Genomic DNA, 14,692 nt, shown 5'->3' with positions numbered 1-14,692 from the left:
TATTCGATCACTGTCGGTCGCGTCGCTCGAGACCACTGGCTGACGGTCTCGAGTACCGTGTCACGGTGAAAACAGATCTGCCGAACGCGTTCGAGGCTCGACTAATCGGCCGTCGAACGAGCGATTCGAGCGTTCTGGCGCATCGTGGCGATGGTGCTGTAGATGACGGCCCCACTGACCATGAACGCCGAGAGCAAGATTAGCGCGAAACTGATCGTGCTCAGGACCTCGATTCCGAGGTAATCTCCGGCCTGGCGGAACGCGACGGCGACCGAGCCACCCAGGAGCATCAGCCCGAAGTATATCTTGATGTCGCCCTCGTCGACGATGCTGGTCGCCGCCGAACCGATGCGGGCGCCGAGCGCGCTCCCGGCCAGCAGCGGCGCGACGATCGAGAGGTCGACGCCGCCCTCGAGGCCGTAGAGGAACGACCCGATCCCACCAGAGAAGACGATTTCGAACAGGTCGGTCCCGACGGCCACCGGAACGGGGACCCCGATCAGGTAGAACATGGCAGGCATGCGGATGAACCCGCCACCGACGCCGAGGAAGCCCGACAACAGCCCCGTGGCGAACGCGACGCCGAGGACCATCCACAGCGAGACTTTGATTCCGCCGGCGATGGTCATCATCGGGGGCACGTGGTAGGACTGGATCTTCTTCGCAAGGTCTGGGATGGCGTCCGGATCGATCTCCTCGTCGGCGGCGTCGTGGTGGCCGCTCGAGCTATCGGTACCGTCACTCTTCAGCGCGTTCCGGGTGACGAACAGACCGATTGCGCCCAACAGAACGACGTACGTGACGCCGATGACGCCGCTGGCGAGGCCGAGTTCCTCGAGGTAGAAGACCCCGATTCGCCCGACTTCGATGCCGGCGGTCGTCCCGACAATCATCAACCCGCCGAGTTTGTAGTCGACCTGGCCGAGGTCGTGGTGTTTCATCGTCGCGATGACGGCGGTCCCGAAGACGAACGCCATGCCGCTCCCGACCGCGACGCGGGCCGGGTAGCCCATGACCAGGAGCGCCGGCGTCACGAGGAAGGATCCGCCCATCCCGAAGAAGCCGAACAGGACGCCGACCATGAAGCCGAAGCTCACGAACAGGACGAGCATCGTGAGCGCGATGCCGAATACCTCCATGTTAGACGTTCTCGATCGTGGCGATCAGGGGCGGTGCGCCGACTCGCTCGAGCAAGCCGTATCCTCCGTAGAGGACGATCGCCTCGACGAGGACGGCTCCCACGAGGACGCCTGCCTGTACTGGTTCCGACAGGGAGGCGAGCTCGATCATTCGTCTCGACCTCCGTTCTTCGCGCGTTCCGGTTGTGTACGGATCATGGTTTTCTGCTCATTACCTTCTACTGCAGAAGTGCCTATAACGCTTTTGGGATTAGTGCACAATATTACTGTCACCTATCCCACGCCTAACCAACAGAGATATTCGAATACGTTACAGGAATACGAAGACCTTCGCCGGGAGGGTTGAGCACGGGCCCTATCGTCTCACGCGCAGATCGACTCCCAGCCACGACAACGCGTGGTCACCAGTCACGAGGGCATCTAGTCAAATGCACCTGTTTCGCTCGCCTGTCGACGCGCTCGCTGTAACCGTTCGCTGGCTGATCTCCATCGCACCGGCGAATCGAGGACTCGAGCCATCTGTGCGGATCACGGAGAACGAACGGTGGCAAATTCGTACGCCTCCCCAACTGCACCGAGCGACCAGTTGTACACGTCGAATAGAGCGATCAATGCCCGAGACATTCCCAACACGGTATTGGGTGTACGAAACAATATTAAACCTGGAGATCCCTAGTGACGTTATGAAGGCCGTCATCGCAACCGACCTGTCCGCAGCCAGTGAAGCCACGATCGAGACCGAGACCTGCCTCGAGTGCCTCGGCCGGATCGGCATCGAGGAGATTCACCTGGTGACGGTCATCCCCTTGAACGTGCACGCGGGCATGCCCGGCATGGACTTCGAGGGGCGGCGCGAGCGCGCACTCGAGCGATACCGAAACGTCATCGAGGGCGCCGGCTTCGACGTCGAGAGCCACGTCGTCCGGGGAACGCCCCACCGACGAATCAGGGGCATCGCGGAGACGATCGGTGCGAGCATGACGATCGTCGGCTCCCGCGGGAAGAGCCCGCTCGAGAACCGGGTGATCGGGTCGACCGCACGTAACCTGGCGCGAACGAGCGAGACGCCGTTGCTCGTCAACCGGATCGAGCGCGGCGTCGACGAACCCGAAATCGTCCGCAAACACCTGTTCCAGCGGATGCTCTACGCGACGGACTTCTCCGAGAACGCCGACCGCGCGTTCGACGCGTTCTCGTATCTCCGGCACGCTACCGAGGAGGCGACCCTCGTTCACGTCGAGACGCCGAAAGACCCCGGGCTACCAGAGGGGGAGGATCCCCGCCAGCGACTCGAGGAACTCGCTGACCAGCTCGAGGAGTGGGGAATCGACACTCGGATCGAGATACGGCAGGGCGACCCGGCCGACGAAATCCTCGACGTCGAGTCCGAGTACGAGCCGACGACGACCCTCGTTGGCTCACGCGGACACAGCCGCCTGCGACGGCTCCTGCTCGGGAGCGTCTCCGAGGACATCGTTGCCCGCGCGAAGGGGAACGTGTTGCTCGTGTCGCCGCGCGTAGCCTGATCGGTCGAGGGCCGATTTTCTGCCGGTCAGAACCGCGCCCGTGCCGCCTCGAGGTCCGCTCGCGTGTCGATGCTGTCGAACGAGTCGAGCGTCGCGTATCGTTTCCAGTCGGCCGGCTCGAAGACGGTCCACTCGAGCCTGTCGAGCGCGGCCAGTATCTTGCCCTCGTCGGCCTCGAGCGCCGCGCGACAGGCGTCGGCCATCGGTTCCGCCCGGTAGACCGCGTGGGTCGTCTGGAACCAGCCGTCCGGGTGTTTCGGAACGACGGCTGCCGTCCGTTCGTCGGAATCGCGAGCGTCACCGCCCTCGAGTCGCTCGAACAGCGCCTCGAACAACGCCGGTTCCACGAACGGCATGTCACACGCCACGACCGCCGCGACGGGAGCGCTCGCGGCCTCGAGACCCGTCGCGATCCCGGCGAGGGGGCCGCGGTCGGGCGTCTGGTCGACGGCCACCTGGATCGTCCGCGACTCGGATTCGACTGCGCCCCGGAGGACGTCGACCTGCTCGGCGCGGCAGTTGACGACGAGTTCGTCCGTCACGTCCTCGAGTCGGTCGGCGACGTGACCGATCAACGGGGTGCCGTCGAGGTCGGCGACTGCCTTGTCGCCGTCCTGGAAGCGAGTCGAAAATCCGCCCGCGATGATGACGCCGGCGCGCGAGGATGTCTCGGGCATCGTGGCTCGAGTTCCCCTTGGCGGTCCGGGTGAATCAGTGCATCGAAGCAAACGAGAGAATCCTCGAGATGGGGAGGAAGCGAAAACCGTTATTGACGTGCCGGACTCGAGCGTCGGCGAGCAAAGAGCGCCGGGAGCGCCCGGGCGGAAATGATCCGTTTCTCGAGACAGTCCGTGCGCTCGTGAACGGTCTATTTTTGGCCGACGCTCGTACCGGTTGACATGCACGGACAAGGGCTTCGCTGGGTACAACTCGGTGGCGAGGACCTCGATTCGTTTCTCGACCGGGGCGGGACCGGCGTTCTCTCGTTCGGCTCGACCGCCGAGGAACCGCCGTTCTCGATTCCGGTTTCCTACGGCTACTACGCGGACGAGGGCCACTTCTACTTCCGGCTATCGTTCCCGGAGGGACACAGCGGCGGCAAGACAGCGGTCCTCGACCGACCGGTCTCGTTCGTCGTCTACGCGGAGACCGACGACGGCTGGCACAGCGTCGTGGCGACCGGATCGCTCGAGGAGATCTCGGACGCGCCATACGAATCGGCGGCGGTTCAGGGGATGTGGGCAGTACAAATTCCGGCCGTCGACGTCTTCGAACGGCCGCCCGACGACGTGACGTTTCGCGACTTTCGGCTCGTGCCGGACCGCGTCACTGGCCGGAGAGAAGTCGAGACGGCGGAGTGACCGTCGCTCGGATTCAGTGGCATTGGGATTGTGAAGCCGTCTACTGCCCGGACTTCCACTCGCCGTGCTCGCCCTCACGAAACTCCCCTTTCGCCTGCCGCTCGCGCGGCCAGAGGCCGATGGCGACGGCGGCTAGGTACCAGAGGGCGCACACGGCGACGACCACCTCGCCAGAAACGAGGGCGATCGACGCCGACTCGAGCCAGGCGTCGCTGGGGACGAACGCCGTGATCCGAAAGGCCCACGCCAGCACCAGTACGGTGAACAGCGCCAGGTAGATTCGTCGGAGTCGGTTCGCGAGCGCCTCGAGCGTCGACACTTTCACCGTCGGCCGTCGGTAGTCGTCGCTCAGTTCGACACGCCAGTCGGCGTTATCGACGGGCGCGTCGGGATCGAGCGCCGCCGCCAGCAGATTCTGTTGCATGAGGCGGACGCGAGCGCGATACACGTCGTAATCCCGGTAGCGTCTGGCTTCGATGAACAGGAACGTGGTGACCACCAGGCCCGCGATCAGGATGATGTAGTGGGGGTTGTCCGTACTCGAGAACGCCCAGGTCAGGATGGCCGTCATGATGGTAACGCTCCAGGTCGTCGTCTGATCGAGGCGCGAGCGCCAGGTCGTTTCCCGGGAGACTTCCCCACGATAGGTGTTCCTAACACCGAACTGATGGTCGTTCGGTCCTGCTCGAGGTCGCTTCCGATCGCTGCGTCGCCGTCTCGTGCTCGTGTATCGCCGGTGTCGGTCGCGTCGTCGCTCGAGGGTAGCATATGGGTGTTACGCGGGCGAAGATGATGAACGAAGGTGGGGGTGCCGGTGGTCTCGAGGCGCGGACGTACTCGCAAGAAGAACAGCGATTGGACCCGTTATCGGCCCAGCAGACTCCCGTCGGCCCACTTCTCCTCGTACTCGGCGTCGTCGGCTATCAGCATGAGGATGCCCTCGATTATTCCGAGGATCTCCGGAATAAACGTCCAGAAGAAACACAGATACAGTACGCCGAGTTTCATGTTCCCCTGGTAGAACTTGTGGGCACCGATTCCGCCGAGAAACAGTGCGAGAACACCGGCGACAACCTTGTCCGAATTGGCCGATCCACCGCCCGACGCGGGCTGTCGAGTGCCACACTCCGGACACAGTTCCGCCTGCTTGGCGATGAGCGACCCGCACTCGACGCAGTACTTCTCGTTCGCGCCGCGTTCCCCGTGGCTTCCCTCGAGGGAAATCGATTGATTGACTCCGCAACTCGGGCAAACCGATGCCTGATCCTGGATTTCGTCGCCGCAGTTGATGCAGTGTTTCATGGACAGGTGTCAGCGAAACTTCTCACGCTCGAGGTAAATAACCAGGTGCAAGAGGTGCTGTTCAGTCGGATCGGCGAAGCGAGTACGAGAGCAAGAGGGCGGCGAGGAGCCCGTAGATGAGACCGACGACGAGGACCGCCAGCACCGACTCGAGGAACAGGAGCGAGAGACCCAGTCCGTAGCCAAATCCGAGCAGTGCGCCGGTCAGCGTTCGAACGGCGTTCGTTCCGCGGGTCTCTCGAAAGGTCGTCATCGACCAGTCGAGGAGTGCGGGTGCGGGCAAGATTGCCACGAGAAGCGTCGGGTTCGCTGGCAACGGAGCGAATAGATACGCGAGAAATCCGGCGACGATGCCCGGGTAGATACCCAGACACCGGGCACAGACGTCCACCCGGCGACCGAAGACGACCGGCGAGTAACACCGGTGTCGTTCCGAGGGCAGGTGGTGGGCGAGCAGGAACCGCCGGGTCTCGGTGAGCCCCTTCCGGAGTTCCGCTCGGTCGACGTCCATACGTACTCGTGTCGGAGCGACCGGATGAATCTACTGGACGGTCACGCTGGCTCGAGCGACGCCCCTATCCGCATCCGACCCGAATCGATATCACCATGTCGTCAGACGAAACCGACGCCGAACGAACGGTGATCCGAAGCGGCCGGAAGTTCGAACAGGCGTACCGCCTCGACGCGGACGAGGTCGGCGCCTTCCTGATCTCCCTGGGCGAACAACTCCAGGCGGGCAACGAACTCACGATCAGCGGCGAGGAGTGGGAACTCCCCTTCGCGTTCGGCGAACCGATCGAGCTGGAGATCGACTTCGACGGGGTGGGCGACCCGGAACTCGAGATCGAACTCGAGCTTCCGGGACGGACCGACGAAACTGCGCCGCGAGTCGAGTAAGCCGAACGAGCCAAGCGAATCGGATCCCCGCGCCGACGAATCGAGGTGCGTTCGAGGACGACGGTCTCGACTCTCTCGTCGGTCGGAAGAGACCTTTAATGATCCTAGGACTCATTGGGTGATACCTTTTTATGTATTACCGTGATTGAGTGGTATAGAATGGGCACTCGATCACCGACGTACGTGCACAAATCGTGTGCGTACATCACTCGAGACGAAGCGGAGCTACTGGCGTTCGAGAGCCCCGAGCACGACGGACTGCAGATTCCGAAGGGAACGATCGAATCCGGCGAGTCACCTCGAGCGGCCGTCTTTCGCGAAATCGTCGAGGAGAGCGGCCTCAGCGCGGTTGGCCCGACCAGCCACGTCGCCACCGACGTCTGGAACCGGTACGAATCCCCACCGAAGTACTACGTCAGACACTTCTTCCATGCGACGGTCCACGACGCGCCCGACGAGTTCACCCACGTCGTCACCGGCGAGGGCGAGGAGGTCGGCCTCGAGTTCGAGTACTCCTGGATCGACCTCCGAGAGCCACACTCGTTCGCGCTCGACCTGGACGACTACCTCTACCTGCTCGAGGGAGCGCCGGACCAGCCGAGGGCCGTCGGCTCCGCCGCTGACTGATCGCAGTGCGCTCCCCTGGACGGGCCCGGGCGACGCGATTCTCGGACAGGTAGCTGGCGATTGGAACCCCGATATCGACCCTTCTCCGAGTACGAAGCGACCCCGGGACTTTCGAAAAGTTCGCACTCGAGACTCGAGGCACAGGCAACTGAAATGCTGAAAGCCAGTGCACAGAAGAACCTCCAGACACGTGACGCCTCCCGGCTCGTCGAAAACGAGCGGAGGAAGTATAACGCTTCGAACGATGGAGCCAGATTCAATCGTCAGCGCCGTGAGCGCGGTCGTCACCGGGGGACATCGCCTCGCCGATCGTCCCCGCAGTCCGACGGAGGAGGAGCAAAAATTCTCGACGACGCTGGACGAACAACGTCACCCCGAGAACGATGTAGACGATGGAGTACGCCAGCAAAAGTTCGATACTCGAGACGGGGAGCGTCACGAAGTCTCGGATGATAATGAACTCGAGCAGAACCTGCGAGAGGAACAACACGAGCAGCGTCAGCGCCTCCGTGACGGAGATTTCGAACCGGATTAGCAACGAGACGGCGAAGAACGACTGGGCGGCGGTGAGCCAGATTTCGGCCTCCTGTTTGAAGTCAAACGCGAGCACGCCGTAGCGCCCCAGCGCGATCGAGTAGACGACCACGAGCGTCCCGATGAGCAGCGTCCACTGGTTGAGCTTCGAGGAAATGAGGGCGTTGAACCCCGCCGTCGATCGCGCCTTGTTCACCAGGTAGACGACGACGATGAGCTCCGGCGCCTCGGAAGCCAGCGGGGCGATCCACTGGATCATGAAGAACGCGGGGATGCCGATTCCCTCGCCCAGGAACTCGAGACCGTGAGCGAAGGGTTCGACGGCCGTAAAGATCATCGTCCCGGAGTACGCGAACAGCGCAAACACGGTGGCTATCCGGAGTCGTTTCGGGAATTGCTGGAGGTACGCCGGAACGCCGACGTGATCCATGTCGGGTTCGACGTCGCCGCGGATGATTACCGCGATGTAACAGACGTAGAGTCCGACCAGGACCAGCATGTCGAAGATGTCGATGCCGCCGTTGAACGGCACGAGGAACGCCCACAGGGTCGCCAGCAGGAGGAAAACGACCTCGAGGCCGATCTCGCGGTCGAGAACGACCGAATCGGAGAGGATGCCGCGTCGGTTTCGCACCGCTGGATCGTCGGACGCCCCAGTCCGATAGATCGTAAAGAGCGCGACGCCGGCCCAGCCGAGACCGATGAGGATGCGGTTCGCGCCGGTCATGTTGGCGACGGCGAGGTTCCCGGCTTCGGCGCCCCGCGGGGTTCCCGCGAATGCGCCCGCGTTCCACGCGTAGAGCGCGTCGACGGCGTACTCGGGGGCCACCGCCAGGACGGCCAAAACGGCAATCGCGAACGCCTGCGGGACGTCCTTCTCGGCGGTCTCGGCGGCCCACGCGAGGAGGAACGCCGAGCCGAGGACGGCGAGTCCCGTCACGAACACGGTCTCGAGGGTTGAGAGCGTGGCGAGCACGGTCGGTGCCTGGTACTCGAGTCCCAGCCGGGGCGCGAGCCATGGAAGGATGGTCGTTGCTCCGCCCACGACGACCCAGGGGAGCGTCAGTGCGAACGCTGCCGAAAGAGCGAGGAGGACTCGTCGGTTCATAGTGCAACTCTCGTGTCTCGTCAACTGAAACGCGTACCGGCCACCCTACGGTGCGCCCCGCGATGATACTGTGGCCTGCTACTGCTGTGAACCGTGTTCCTCGTACGGCTGCACGACGACGAACCCCTCCGATCCCGTGAACTCGAGCTGGTAGGTCTCGTCTGAAGACTGGCCGATCATGTTCGAGAGCGTCCGGTCGACGTGACTCCCGGGCGTCGTGCCGCTCCAGGCGACGGTCGCGCTCGGGTCGGTCCGGACCGGCGGCCGTAGTACCAGCGGCGACCCGTGGGTCGTTATCGCGACGCACCCCGGCCCCACGAGCGAGACGTTCGTCAATCCACCTGCCGAGAAGCCCGCGATGCTCTTGATGGTCCGGATTTCGTAGTTCACGCTCGATTCGAACGCGAGCACGTCGTCTCCGTTGACCGAAATCTCTTCGCCGTCCTCGAGTTCGAGTAGCTGGATCTTCTTCTCTTGATCTGCGAGGTAGAGGTGGCCGGTGCCGGTCGCCTCCATCACCGGAGTTCCCTCGCTCGTCGCTTTCTCCTTGAGGAATCCCTTGATGCCGCCCTCGGCGGAGGACTTTCCTTTGAACGAGACCTCGCCGCTGTAGGCGATCATCGAGCCGGCCTTCGCGATCACCGACCCGTCGAGGTCGATGTCCAGCAGTTTGTCGCTCTCGAGTTGAAAGGTCTCGCCACCCTCCCTGGGTTCGTTCGCATCGACAAATTCGTTGACGTTCATGATATCTGAGCCGTTTCGACTCTATCGGCTTCCATGGCAGAGGGTAGCCATATAGGTATGTATCTGGCGCTGTCGCGTCCTGCCGGTCGAAACCGGGTCCGACAACAGGTCGGTTATCCAGCAGGAGTCGGGACCGATCACTCGAGCGTAACGAGGTCTCACTTAGAAGGTTAGTAACCAATGCCGAATTCAGAGAGAGTTTCGCTCGATTCGTTGCTTTCGGCGACCGTCGCTTCTTCACTGAAAACAGTGACAGAGACCTCGTGTCCGGTTTCCTCGAGGATATCCTGTTGGAGAGCCGCAGCAGTCGTCGACGTGTCGCCGGTAACGGTAACGGTTACACCGGTCGGCGTCCTCGAAAAAAGGTTAGTTTCGTACGAAACCGAATGTGAGAGAACGGTCGCGTCGGTGTTCGCCATTACGCGTTCGACGTCGTTCTCGAAAGCGGCATCCTGGGTTGCGTCGAGGGTCGTACCGACAAGGAACGACGAGAGGAGGAGCACGCAGACAAGGAGGACGACGAACTGTTTTATCGCCTGCCCGCGTGCGATTTTCTCTTCCCGGTACCGTTTGGGGCGATAGCCCCGCATCCACAGGACGGCCATGCCCGCGAGGTTAATACAGAGAACGTTCACGAGTACGAGGATGGCAGTGCTCGCCGCGAGCACGGGGTCCCCGAAGGCGACCCCGATGCCGACGGCAGCTGCCGGAGGGATGAGCGCAGCTGCGATCATCACTCCGACCAGTACGGCACTCGCACCTGTGGTGAACGCCAGTGCGCCTGCGACACCTGAGGCAATCGCGATTACAACTGAGAGCACACCCGGATTCGTCCGCTGGGCGATTTGTTGGTGAGTCTGAATCTCTATGCCCGCGCCGATCGTATAGCGGACCACGAGCGAAAATACGAGCGCACTGACGACCGCGAGGACGACTCCGAGCACCTGTGCACGCACTCCTTCGCGGAACAACTCCGGCTCGTGAATCATTCGGCCGACACTTGCACCGATTGCGGGGCCGAGAAGGGGCGCGATTACCATCGAACCGACGATAACCGCCGCGCTGTCGGTCAACAGTCCCGCCGTGGCGACGACCGCGCTAAGGGCGATCAACGTGAAATAACTCGGACCAGATTCCGCCATCTGTTCGGCTTGAGAAAGTAACTCTTCGTGAGCGATGCGCGCGTTGTCCGTCGACTCCTTTGCTACACCCGTGGTTTCATCGCTCGTCTCGTACCGGTGTGAGACGAGCGTTTCGAGATCGCTAACGGCGACGAATCCCCGCTCTTGGATTCCTATGTCCCGGAGGCCGTCCATGAGCTGATCCGTAGCATCTGTCGAGACCGGAACGAGCAACATCGCCTCGTATTCGCGGTTAGATACTTCTTCGATGAGTGTGTAGTCGAGTTCGGAGTCGTCGAGGAACGAAATGACAGTGGCCCGTTCACCGCTCGGGACAGGAAACTGGACGAGCCGCATAGGGTGGAAACGCCTCCTGATCAAATAGAATCGTTGCCTCGCGGTTTGATCGTTCACTTCACTGTGAATGTAAAGCGGACGTATAGAACGGCTCGCCATCGATAGTCCGGCAACGGCGAGATCATCGCCACGGTTAGTGGCATGCCTACGTTACCTGCTCGCCGGGAGTTCCACGCCGTTTAGATGGATTCTAGCCCTGAAGTCGTCGTACTCGTGAGGGATTTCTGATGGCTGAGTCGACGTCCTCGTCGAGAGCGACACCTCGTGCAGGCAACAATATCGTCGTTTCCTAGTACTCGAAGAACCGCACGCGGACGGTCACTGAGTCCGAGACGCGGCGGCGTCACGCGTTCAGTCCCCAGTCGACATCCACCTCGACGGCTTTCCGCCCTCGTTCGACGCGTTCGACTTTCGTCCGACCGACGTGCTCGATGGCTTTCTCGCGGTCGAGCTCTCCGTCGAGGCACTGCGTGAGTACGAGGTCCTCCCACAGGTCTTCGAGACCGCGCTCGAGTGCCCGCTCGACACTTCTGACTCCGGAAGGCCGCGAATTTCGGCGATTTCTCGAACCCGGTCGGAGATTTCGGCGGCCATAGGCCACGATTGGCCGGCAACGCTCTCAAATCGTGTCCGTCTGTCCAGCGAGGAGCTGACCGGGGCCTATGTTCACACTTCCATCTTGTTCGATTCTGTTGTCGTGATGTTTGCATTCAACGAGTGTTGTGACTTCGTCTTCGTCGCCTTCGCTCACAACTAGAAGTCGATTTGCTTCTCCCCGTAATCATACGAATATTGCTTGTTCCACTTTACGTTATACGACCCAGATTCCTCGAGAAACTGGCCAGCGATCACCGCTGCCCCCATTCGCTCGTACTGCCTCCAAACGATTCACACACTGATTGACGATACGTCTGGCGATCAGGGACCCAATGACTTGTAGTCGCAACTGTAGTTCATCTTCATTTATTCCCTATGTTTTATGTAACCTTGATGAGAACATCCGATTGTCTTACCAGATATGCAGATTCCAACGAAGATCTGGGATAGCGGATGGGGTGCTCTCTTTCTCACCATCTATTCTCTTATGGCAATTCATATGATGGCCCCTGACAATCATGTATACAAGTCCTTCGCCGCACTGCCGACCATTCTCGTCATGTTCCTCGTTGAGCGGTACAGTAACGAGCTTATTGATTTCTGGGCAGGAGGAGAACTCTACCGTTCTACGGAGTACGTACATACGCTGACGGGTGAAGATCACTTCTATCATGCAGTGAATGAAAACGTCCAATTAAGCATCGACGACTTTGACCGACGGGCATACCAAAATAACATCACTATCCTCACGGGCCTCATCATCGCGATTAGTGCACCATTCCTCGGATTTTATAACCAGAACCTTGTCGGAGCCATAGTCGGCTTCGTTATTGCAGTCCTCGCAGTGCAATGGCTGAGCCGCAGGTCAATTGAGCAACTGAACACCTTGGCACGGGACATTACCGAACCATACAAAGCAAAATATGAAAATCAGTAGACTCCACATCAAGCAGTTCGCACGAAACGAATTCCCCGAGTTCACTAAGGACGATGTGTCCGGTGATGACCTCCTTATTATGGGAGGCAATCGATCCGGCAAGACCCTCACATTCAACGCGCTTCTATACGGCCTCTACGGTCCACAGGCGACCTTTGGGGTTTCACCGGGGCGCAAAAGCACAGTTCGATTTCACTTCGACGATGATGATATCGTCGAACGCGGAGGTGGAGGTCGAAAATACTCGCACGGCGACGAAACCTACGAAAAGGGGGAAGCAGACCAGAAAATCGAAGAGAGGATTGGTCCAGCGAAACTCGTCACCCTTCAGTTTCTCCTTTCCGAGAAGGACGAGTTACCACTTGCACAGCTATCCGGAGACGACCGTCTATCAGTGATTCGGCGTGTCGTGGATACCGACCTTCAGGATGAAATCGTGGCACTTCGAGAACAACGAGAAGAATTAGAGCATGAGATTGAACGAATTCAGCGAACAGAACTCCAGCCACGGAAAGAAGACCTAGACGATATCAACGTCGGCCAATATGAACGTCGACTGGAGAAAATCAAGCATCTTCAATCGCTCATCAACTCTGGACGGATTGATATCATCAAACAACGGCTTTTGGATAACGAGGAGATCCGTGAGGAACTGAGCGACCTCAACACTAGGAAACGGGGAGTCGCACAAGAACTTCGGAAGAAACAACGTCAGCTACGTGAAGCACGGCGCTATACACAACAGGTCAACAACATCATTGTCGACGCGATCCAGGAATTGACCTGTGCCGTTTGCGATCAGATCGTCGTCGAAGAAACCGCAAAACAACGCCTCCAAAATGGCCGCTGTCCGCAATGTGGTCGGAAGCGTGACTTGGACGAACTGAAAAGCCACCTCAACTCCAAAGTTGAACGCGCAGATGACGATGTCGAGGCGCTGGAAACAAAAATCGAAGAACTCCAAGAGGAGAAGGACGAACTTGAGAACGAGATTGAGTCACTACAGGATTCCGTCCCGGATTTGTCTGACCTGAATGATCTCGCCCAACATACGCTTGAGGACAACGACTACGACATTGATGCGGTGGCAGAACGAACACGAAAGGAACTGGATCAACACCGAGAACATATTGAGGAATTACAAGAACGCAAAGACCGGCTTGAGGCGGAAGTTGTAGAGATCGAGGCTACACTTGCTGATCTGGATGATGAACTTACTGCTATAAACGACCGTATAGACGAACTCTCTCAGGAGAGCTTTGAAGAGATTATACAGTCGTTCCGAGACGCATGGTCAGACAACTACCAGGAAATGGCTCCTGAGTTGGCTGTCGAAATTAACATAGAATCCGATGGGACAATTATTCTTCCAGGAAATGAAGGTGCTCGGGAATATGATGAACTAAGTACTGGGGAAATCTGGCTCCTGAACTTGTCGTTTGCATATACGCTAGCAGAGCAAGCAACCGAAGCCGAAGAAGGCGGGCACAACTGGGAAATCCTTGTTCTCGACGAACCCTTTGCAAACATCGATGAAGACATCCGAGAGGAAACACTCGAGTACATCCGCGATTCCGATATTCAGTTTATCATCATGACCTCAAACGAGGAGCTGGAGTCCCACTTCAATCCGCAGCAAGTCAAATCTCTAGACCGAATTCAGGTCCAGTACACGTTTGACGATATGGAGGAGTTGATTGCTGATGACTGATGACGAAGCTCACCATCCGCGACTCTTACTATTAGACGAAGCAGACGGGGAAATCAAAGGCCGGGCTAAGTATCACAAACTGCTCTACAATTACGTTGACGAGGAAGCTGAGGACTCGGAGTTGGCGTTTGTAAGGGAAGAACGGGGTCCGTATGATCCGGGACTGTCTCAGGCGATGCAGCGGTATATCGACCTAGGACATGTCGAAGTAGATGAAGAGAATGAACCACACGAAATTCGCCAAACGGAGAAAGGCGAGCGGTATATGAGCGGGTACGAGCGAACCAAGATGCGGCTTGATGAAACGTTCCGACAAACAAAGAAGCGGATAGCAGAGACTGTGAAAAAACACGGTGAAAAGAGCGCAAATGAGATGGTCCAAGAGGAGAATATTCAGGAAGCGAAGGAAAATCCGTTCCGGAAAGAGCTGAAGTAGTCTGATTCTACCCGACTATATGCCGTTCATTGCTCGGAAGGACCACCGGACTGTAATCCCTGAGGAGGTGAGCGATGAAGAAGATGTTATTTGCCCGTCCTGTTGTGAGCAGATGCGGGCGCGAGGACCGTTCGAGAATGGGACGGGTCGTCACTTCTACCATCTGTCAGGCAGCAATGCAGGCGGCTGTAACGGTGTTCCCGGAGGTGAATCGGACACACATCGGAAGCTGAAGTCAATCGCAGTGTCCGCACTCCGCCAGAAGTACGACGGTCAATACACCTACTGCACGCAC

Annotated in this window: 15 protein-coding genes and 2 pseudogenes; 7 read left to right on the top strand and 10 right to left on the bottom strand. The window is 59.4% G+C overall.

Annotated features, from left to right (window positions below):
- Window positions 1–101: 101 nt before the first annotated feature.
- Window positions 102–1,139 (bottom strand): sulfite exporter TauE/SafE family protein, encoded by a 1,038-nt coding sequence (locus ACFQS4_RS09620; RefSeq protein ID WP_497901299.1) that lies wholly within the window; start codon window positions 1,137–1,139, stop codon window positions 102–104.
- Between the two features lies 1 nt (window position 1,140).
- A complete protein-coding gene (locus ACFQS4_RS09615; protein ID WP_497901298.1) occupies window positions 1,141–1,290 on the bottom strand; it encodes a DUF7512 family protein in 150 nt (49 codons plus the stop codon).
- Between the two features lie 532 nt (window positions 1,291–1,822).
- On the opposite strand from ACFQS4_RS09615, the gene ACFQS4_RS09610 reads away from it, so the two are divergent.
- Complete coding sequence (locus ACFQS4_RS09610) at window positions 1,823–2,665, top strand: universal stress protein (protein WP_497901297.1); 843 nt, start codon at window positions 1,823–1,825, stop codon at window positions 2,663–2,665.
- A 26-nt stretch (window positions 2,666–2,691) separates the two neighbouring features.
- Here ACFQS4_RS09610 and mobA read toward each other — a convergent pair whose 3' ends face one another.
- Entirely contained in the window at window positions 2,692–3,342 is a 651-nt protein-coding gene (mobA, locus tag ACFQS4_RS09605; protein ID WP_497901296.1) for a molybdenum cofactor guanylyltransferase, read from the bottom strand.
- Window positions 3,343–3,564: 222 nt separating this feature from the next.
- On the opposite strand from mobA, the gene ACFQS4_RS09600 reads away from it, so the two are divergent.
- The gene (locus ACFQS4_RS09600) at window positions 3,565–4,026 is read left to right on the top strand and encodes a pyridoxamine 5'-phosphate oxidase family protein (protein WP_497901295.1); all 462 of its coding nucleotides are present in this window, start codon (window positions 3,565–3,567) and stop codon (window positions 4,024–4,026) included.
- Window positions 4,027–4,066: 40 nt separating this feature from the next.
- On the opposite strand, the pseudogene ACFQS4_RS09595 reads toward ACFQS4_RS09600, so the two are convergent.
- The 3 genes and pseudogenes from ACFQS4_RS09595 to ACFQS4_RS09585 form a co-directional block, all read right to left on the bottom strand.
- Window positions 4,067–4,794 (bottom strand): annotated as a pseudogene (locus ACFQS4_RS09595) (DUF2270 domain-containing protein).
- A gap of 96 nt (window positions 4,795–4,890) precedes the next feature.
- Window positions 4,891–5,328, bottom strand: coding sequence for an NINE protein (locus tag ACFQS4_RS09590; RefSeq protein WP_497901294.1), 438 nt, complete (start codon window positions 5,326–5,328; stop codon window positions 4,891–4,893).
- 61 nt (window positions 5,329–5,389) lie between these two features.
- Window positions 5,390–5,839 (bottom strand): DUF2085 domain-containing protein, encoded by a 450-nt coding sequence (locus ACFQS4_RS09585; protein ID WP_497901293.1) that lies wholly within the window; start codon window positions 5,837–5,839, stop codon window positions 5,390–5,392.
- A gap of 95 nt (window positions 5,840–5,934) precedes the next feature.
- Here ACFQS4_RS09585 and ACFQS4_RS09580 point away from each other — a divergent pair, with 95 nt between their 5' ends.
- Together ACFQS4_RS09580 and ACFQS4_RS09575 are read left to right on the top strand one after the other, a co-directional pair.
- Window positions 5,935–6,225, top strand: coding sequence for an amphi-Trp domain-containing protein (locus ACFQS4_RS09580; RefSeq protein ID WP_497901292.1), 291 nt, complete (start codon window positions 5,935–5,937; stop codon window positions 6,223–6,225).
- Between the two features lie 159 nt (window positions 6,226–6,384).
- The gene (locus ACFQS4_RS09575; protein ID WP_497901291.1) at window positions 6,385–6,852 is read left to right on the top strand and encodes an NUDIX hydrolase; all 468 of its coding nucleotides are present in this window, start codon (window positions 6,385–6,387) and stop codon (window positions 6,850–6,852) included.
- A 256-nt stretch (window positions 6,853–7,108) separates the two neighbouring features.
- On the opposite strand, the gene ACFQS4_RS09570 is transcribed toward ACFQS4_RS09575, so the two are convergent.
- The 4 genes and pseudogenes from ACFQS4_RS09570 to ACFQS4_RS09555 form a co-directional block, all read right to left on the bottom strand.
- Window positions 7,109–8,494, bottom strand: a complete 1,386-nt coding sequence (locus ACFQS4_RS09570; RefSeq protein ID WP_497901290.1) for a calcium:cation antiporter family protein — start codon at window positions 8,492–8,494, stop codon at window positions 7,109–7,111.
- 78 nt (window positions 8,495–8,572) lie between these two features.
- Window positions 8,573–9,238 carry an AIM24 family protein gene (locus tag ACFQS4_RS09565; protein ID WP_497901289.1) on the bottom strand — a complete coding sequence of 222 codons (666 nt, stop codon included), beginning with the start codon at window positions 9,236–9,238 and terminating at the stop codon, window positions 8,573–8,575.
- A 170-nt stretch (window positions 9,239–9,408) separates the two neighbouring features.
- Entirely contained in the window at window positions 9,409–10,815 is a 1,407-nt protein-coding gene (locus ACFQS4_RS09560) for a TIGR00341 family protein (RefSeq protein ID WP_500193020.1), read from the bottom strand.
- Between the two features lie 244 nt (window positions 10,816–11,059).
- A pseudogene (locus tag ACFQS4_RS09555) lies at window positions 11,060–11,310 on the bottom strand (hypothetical protein).
- A gap of 424 nt (window positions 11,311–11,734) precedes the next feature.
- On the opposite strand from ACFQS4_RS09555, the gene ACFQS4_RS09550 reads away from it, so the two are divergent.
- The 3 genes from ACFQS4_RS09550 to ACFQS4_RS09540 all read left to right on the top strand — a co-directional run bounded on the left by ACFQS4_RS09550 (window position 11,735) and on the right by ACFQS4_RS09540 (window position 14,397).
- A complete protein-coding gene (locus tag ACFQS4_RS09550; RefSeq protein WP_497901287.1) occupies window positions 11,735–12,250 on the top strand; it encodes a hypothetical protein in 516 nt (171 codons plus the stop codon).
- 79 nt (window positions 12,251–12,329) lie between these two features.
- Window positions 12,330–13,961 (top strand): SbcC/MukB-like Walker B domain-containing protein, encoded by a 1,632-nt coding sequence (locus tag ACFQS4_RS09545; RefSeq protein ID WP_497901286.1) that lies wholly within the window; start codon window positions 12,330–12,332, stop codon window positions 13,959–13,961.
- Window positions 13,954–14,397 carry a hypothetical protein gene (locus ACFQS4_RS09540; RefSeq protein WP_497901285.1) on the top strand — a complete coding sequence of 148 codons (444 nt, stop codon included), beginning with the start codon at window positions 13,954–13,956 and terminating at the stop codon, window positions 14,395–14,397. Before ACFQS4_RS09545 ends, ACFQS4_RS09540 begins: the two co-directional genes overlap by 8 nt.
- Window positions 14,398–14,692 lie beyond the last annotated feature (295 nt).

The sequence above is a fragment of the Saliphagus sp. GCM10025317 genome, assembly GCF_042663665.1.
GTDB lineage: Archaea > Halobacteriota > Halobacteria > Halobacteriales > Natrialbaceae > Natronosalvus.
This window is presented reverse-complemented; position numbering and strand designations above follow the sequence as displayed.

Bases quoted from the DNA above. Each gene is read 5' to 3' on its own strand.
- ACFQS4_RS09560 (WP_500193020.1), bottom strand. From the start codon at position 10,815: ATGGCGAGCCGTTCTATACGTCCGCTTTACATTCACAGTGAAGTGAAC.
- ACFQS4_RS09585 (WP_497901293.1), bottom strand. From the start codon at position 5,839: ATGGACGTCGACCGAGCGGAACTCCGGAAGGGGCTCACCGAGACCCGG.
- ACFQS4_RS09570 (WP_497901290.1), bottom strand. From the start codon at position 8,494: ATGAACCGACGAGTCCTCCTCGCTCTTTCGGCAGCGTTCGCACTGACG.
- ACFQS4_RS09610 (WP_497901297.1), top strand. From the start codon at position 1,823: ATGAAGGCCGTCATCGCAACCGACCTGTCCGCAGCCAGTGAAGCCACG.
- ACFQS4_RS09590 (WP_497901294.1), bottom strand. From the start codon at position 5,328: ATGAAACACTGCATCAACTGCGGCGACGAAATCCAGGATCAGGCATCG.
- ACFQS4_RS09580 (WP_497901292.1), top strand. From the start codon at position 5,935: ATGTCGTCAGACGAAACCGACGCCGAACGAACGGTGATCCGAAGCGGC.
- ACFQS4_RS09575 (WP_497901291.1), top strand. From the start codon at position 6,385: ATGGGCACTCGATCACCGACGTACGTGCACAAATCGTGTGCGTACATC.
- ACFQS4_RS09550 (WP_497901287.1), top strand. From the start codon at position 11,735: ATGCAGATTCCAACGAAGATCTGGGATAGCGGATGGGGTGCTCTCTTT.
- ACFQS4_RS09540 (WP_497901285.1), top strand. From the start codon at position 13,954: ATGACTGATGACGAAGCTCACCATCCGCGACTCTTACTATTAGACGAA.
- mobA (WP_497901296.1), bottom strand. From the start codon at position 3,342: ATGCCCGAGACATCCTCGCGCGCCGGCGTCATCATCGCGGGCGGATTT.
- ACFQS4_RS09615 (WP_497901298.1), bottom strand. From the start codon at position 1,290: ATGATCGAGCTCGCCTCCCTGTCGGAACCAGTACAGGCAGGCGTCCTC.
- ACFQS4_RS09565 (WP_497901289.1), bottom strand. From the start codon at position 9,238: ATGAACGTCAACGAATTTGTCGATGCGAACGAACCCAGGGAGGGTGGC.
- ACFQS4_RS09545 (WP_497901286.1), top strand. From the start codon at position 12,330: ATGGGAGGCAATCGATCCGGCAAGACCCTCACATTCAACGCGCTTCTA.
- ACFQS4_RS09600 (WP_497901295.1), top strand. From the start codon at position 3,565: ATGCACGGACAAGGGCTTCGCTGGGTACAACTCGGTGGCGAGGACCTC.
- ACFQS4_RS09620 (WP_497901299.1), bottom strand. From the start codon at position 1,139: ATGGAGGTATTCGGCATCGCGCTCACGATGCTCGTCCTGTTCGTGAGC.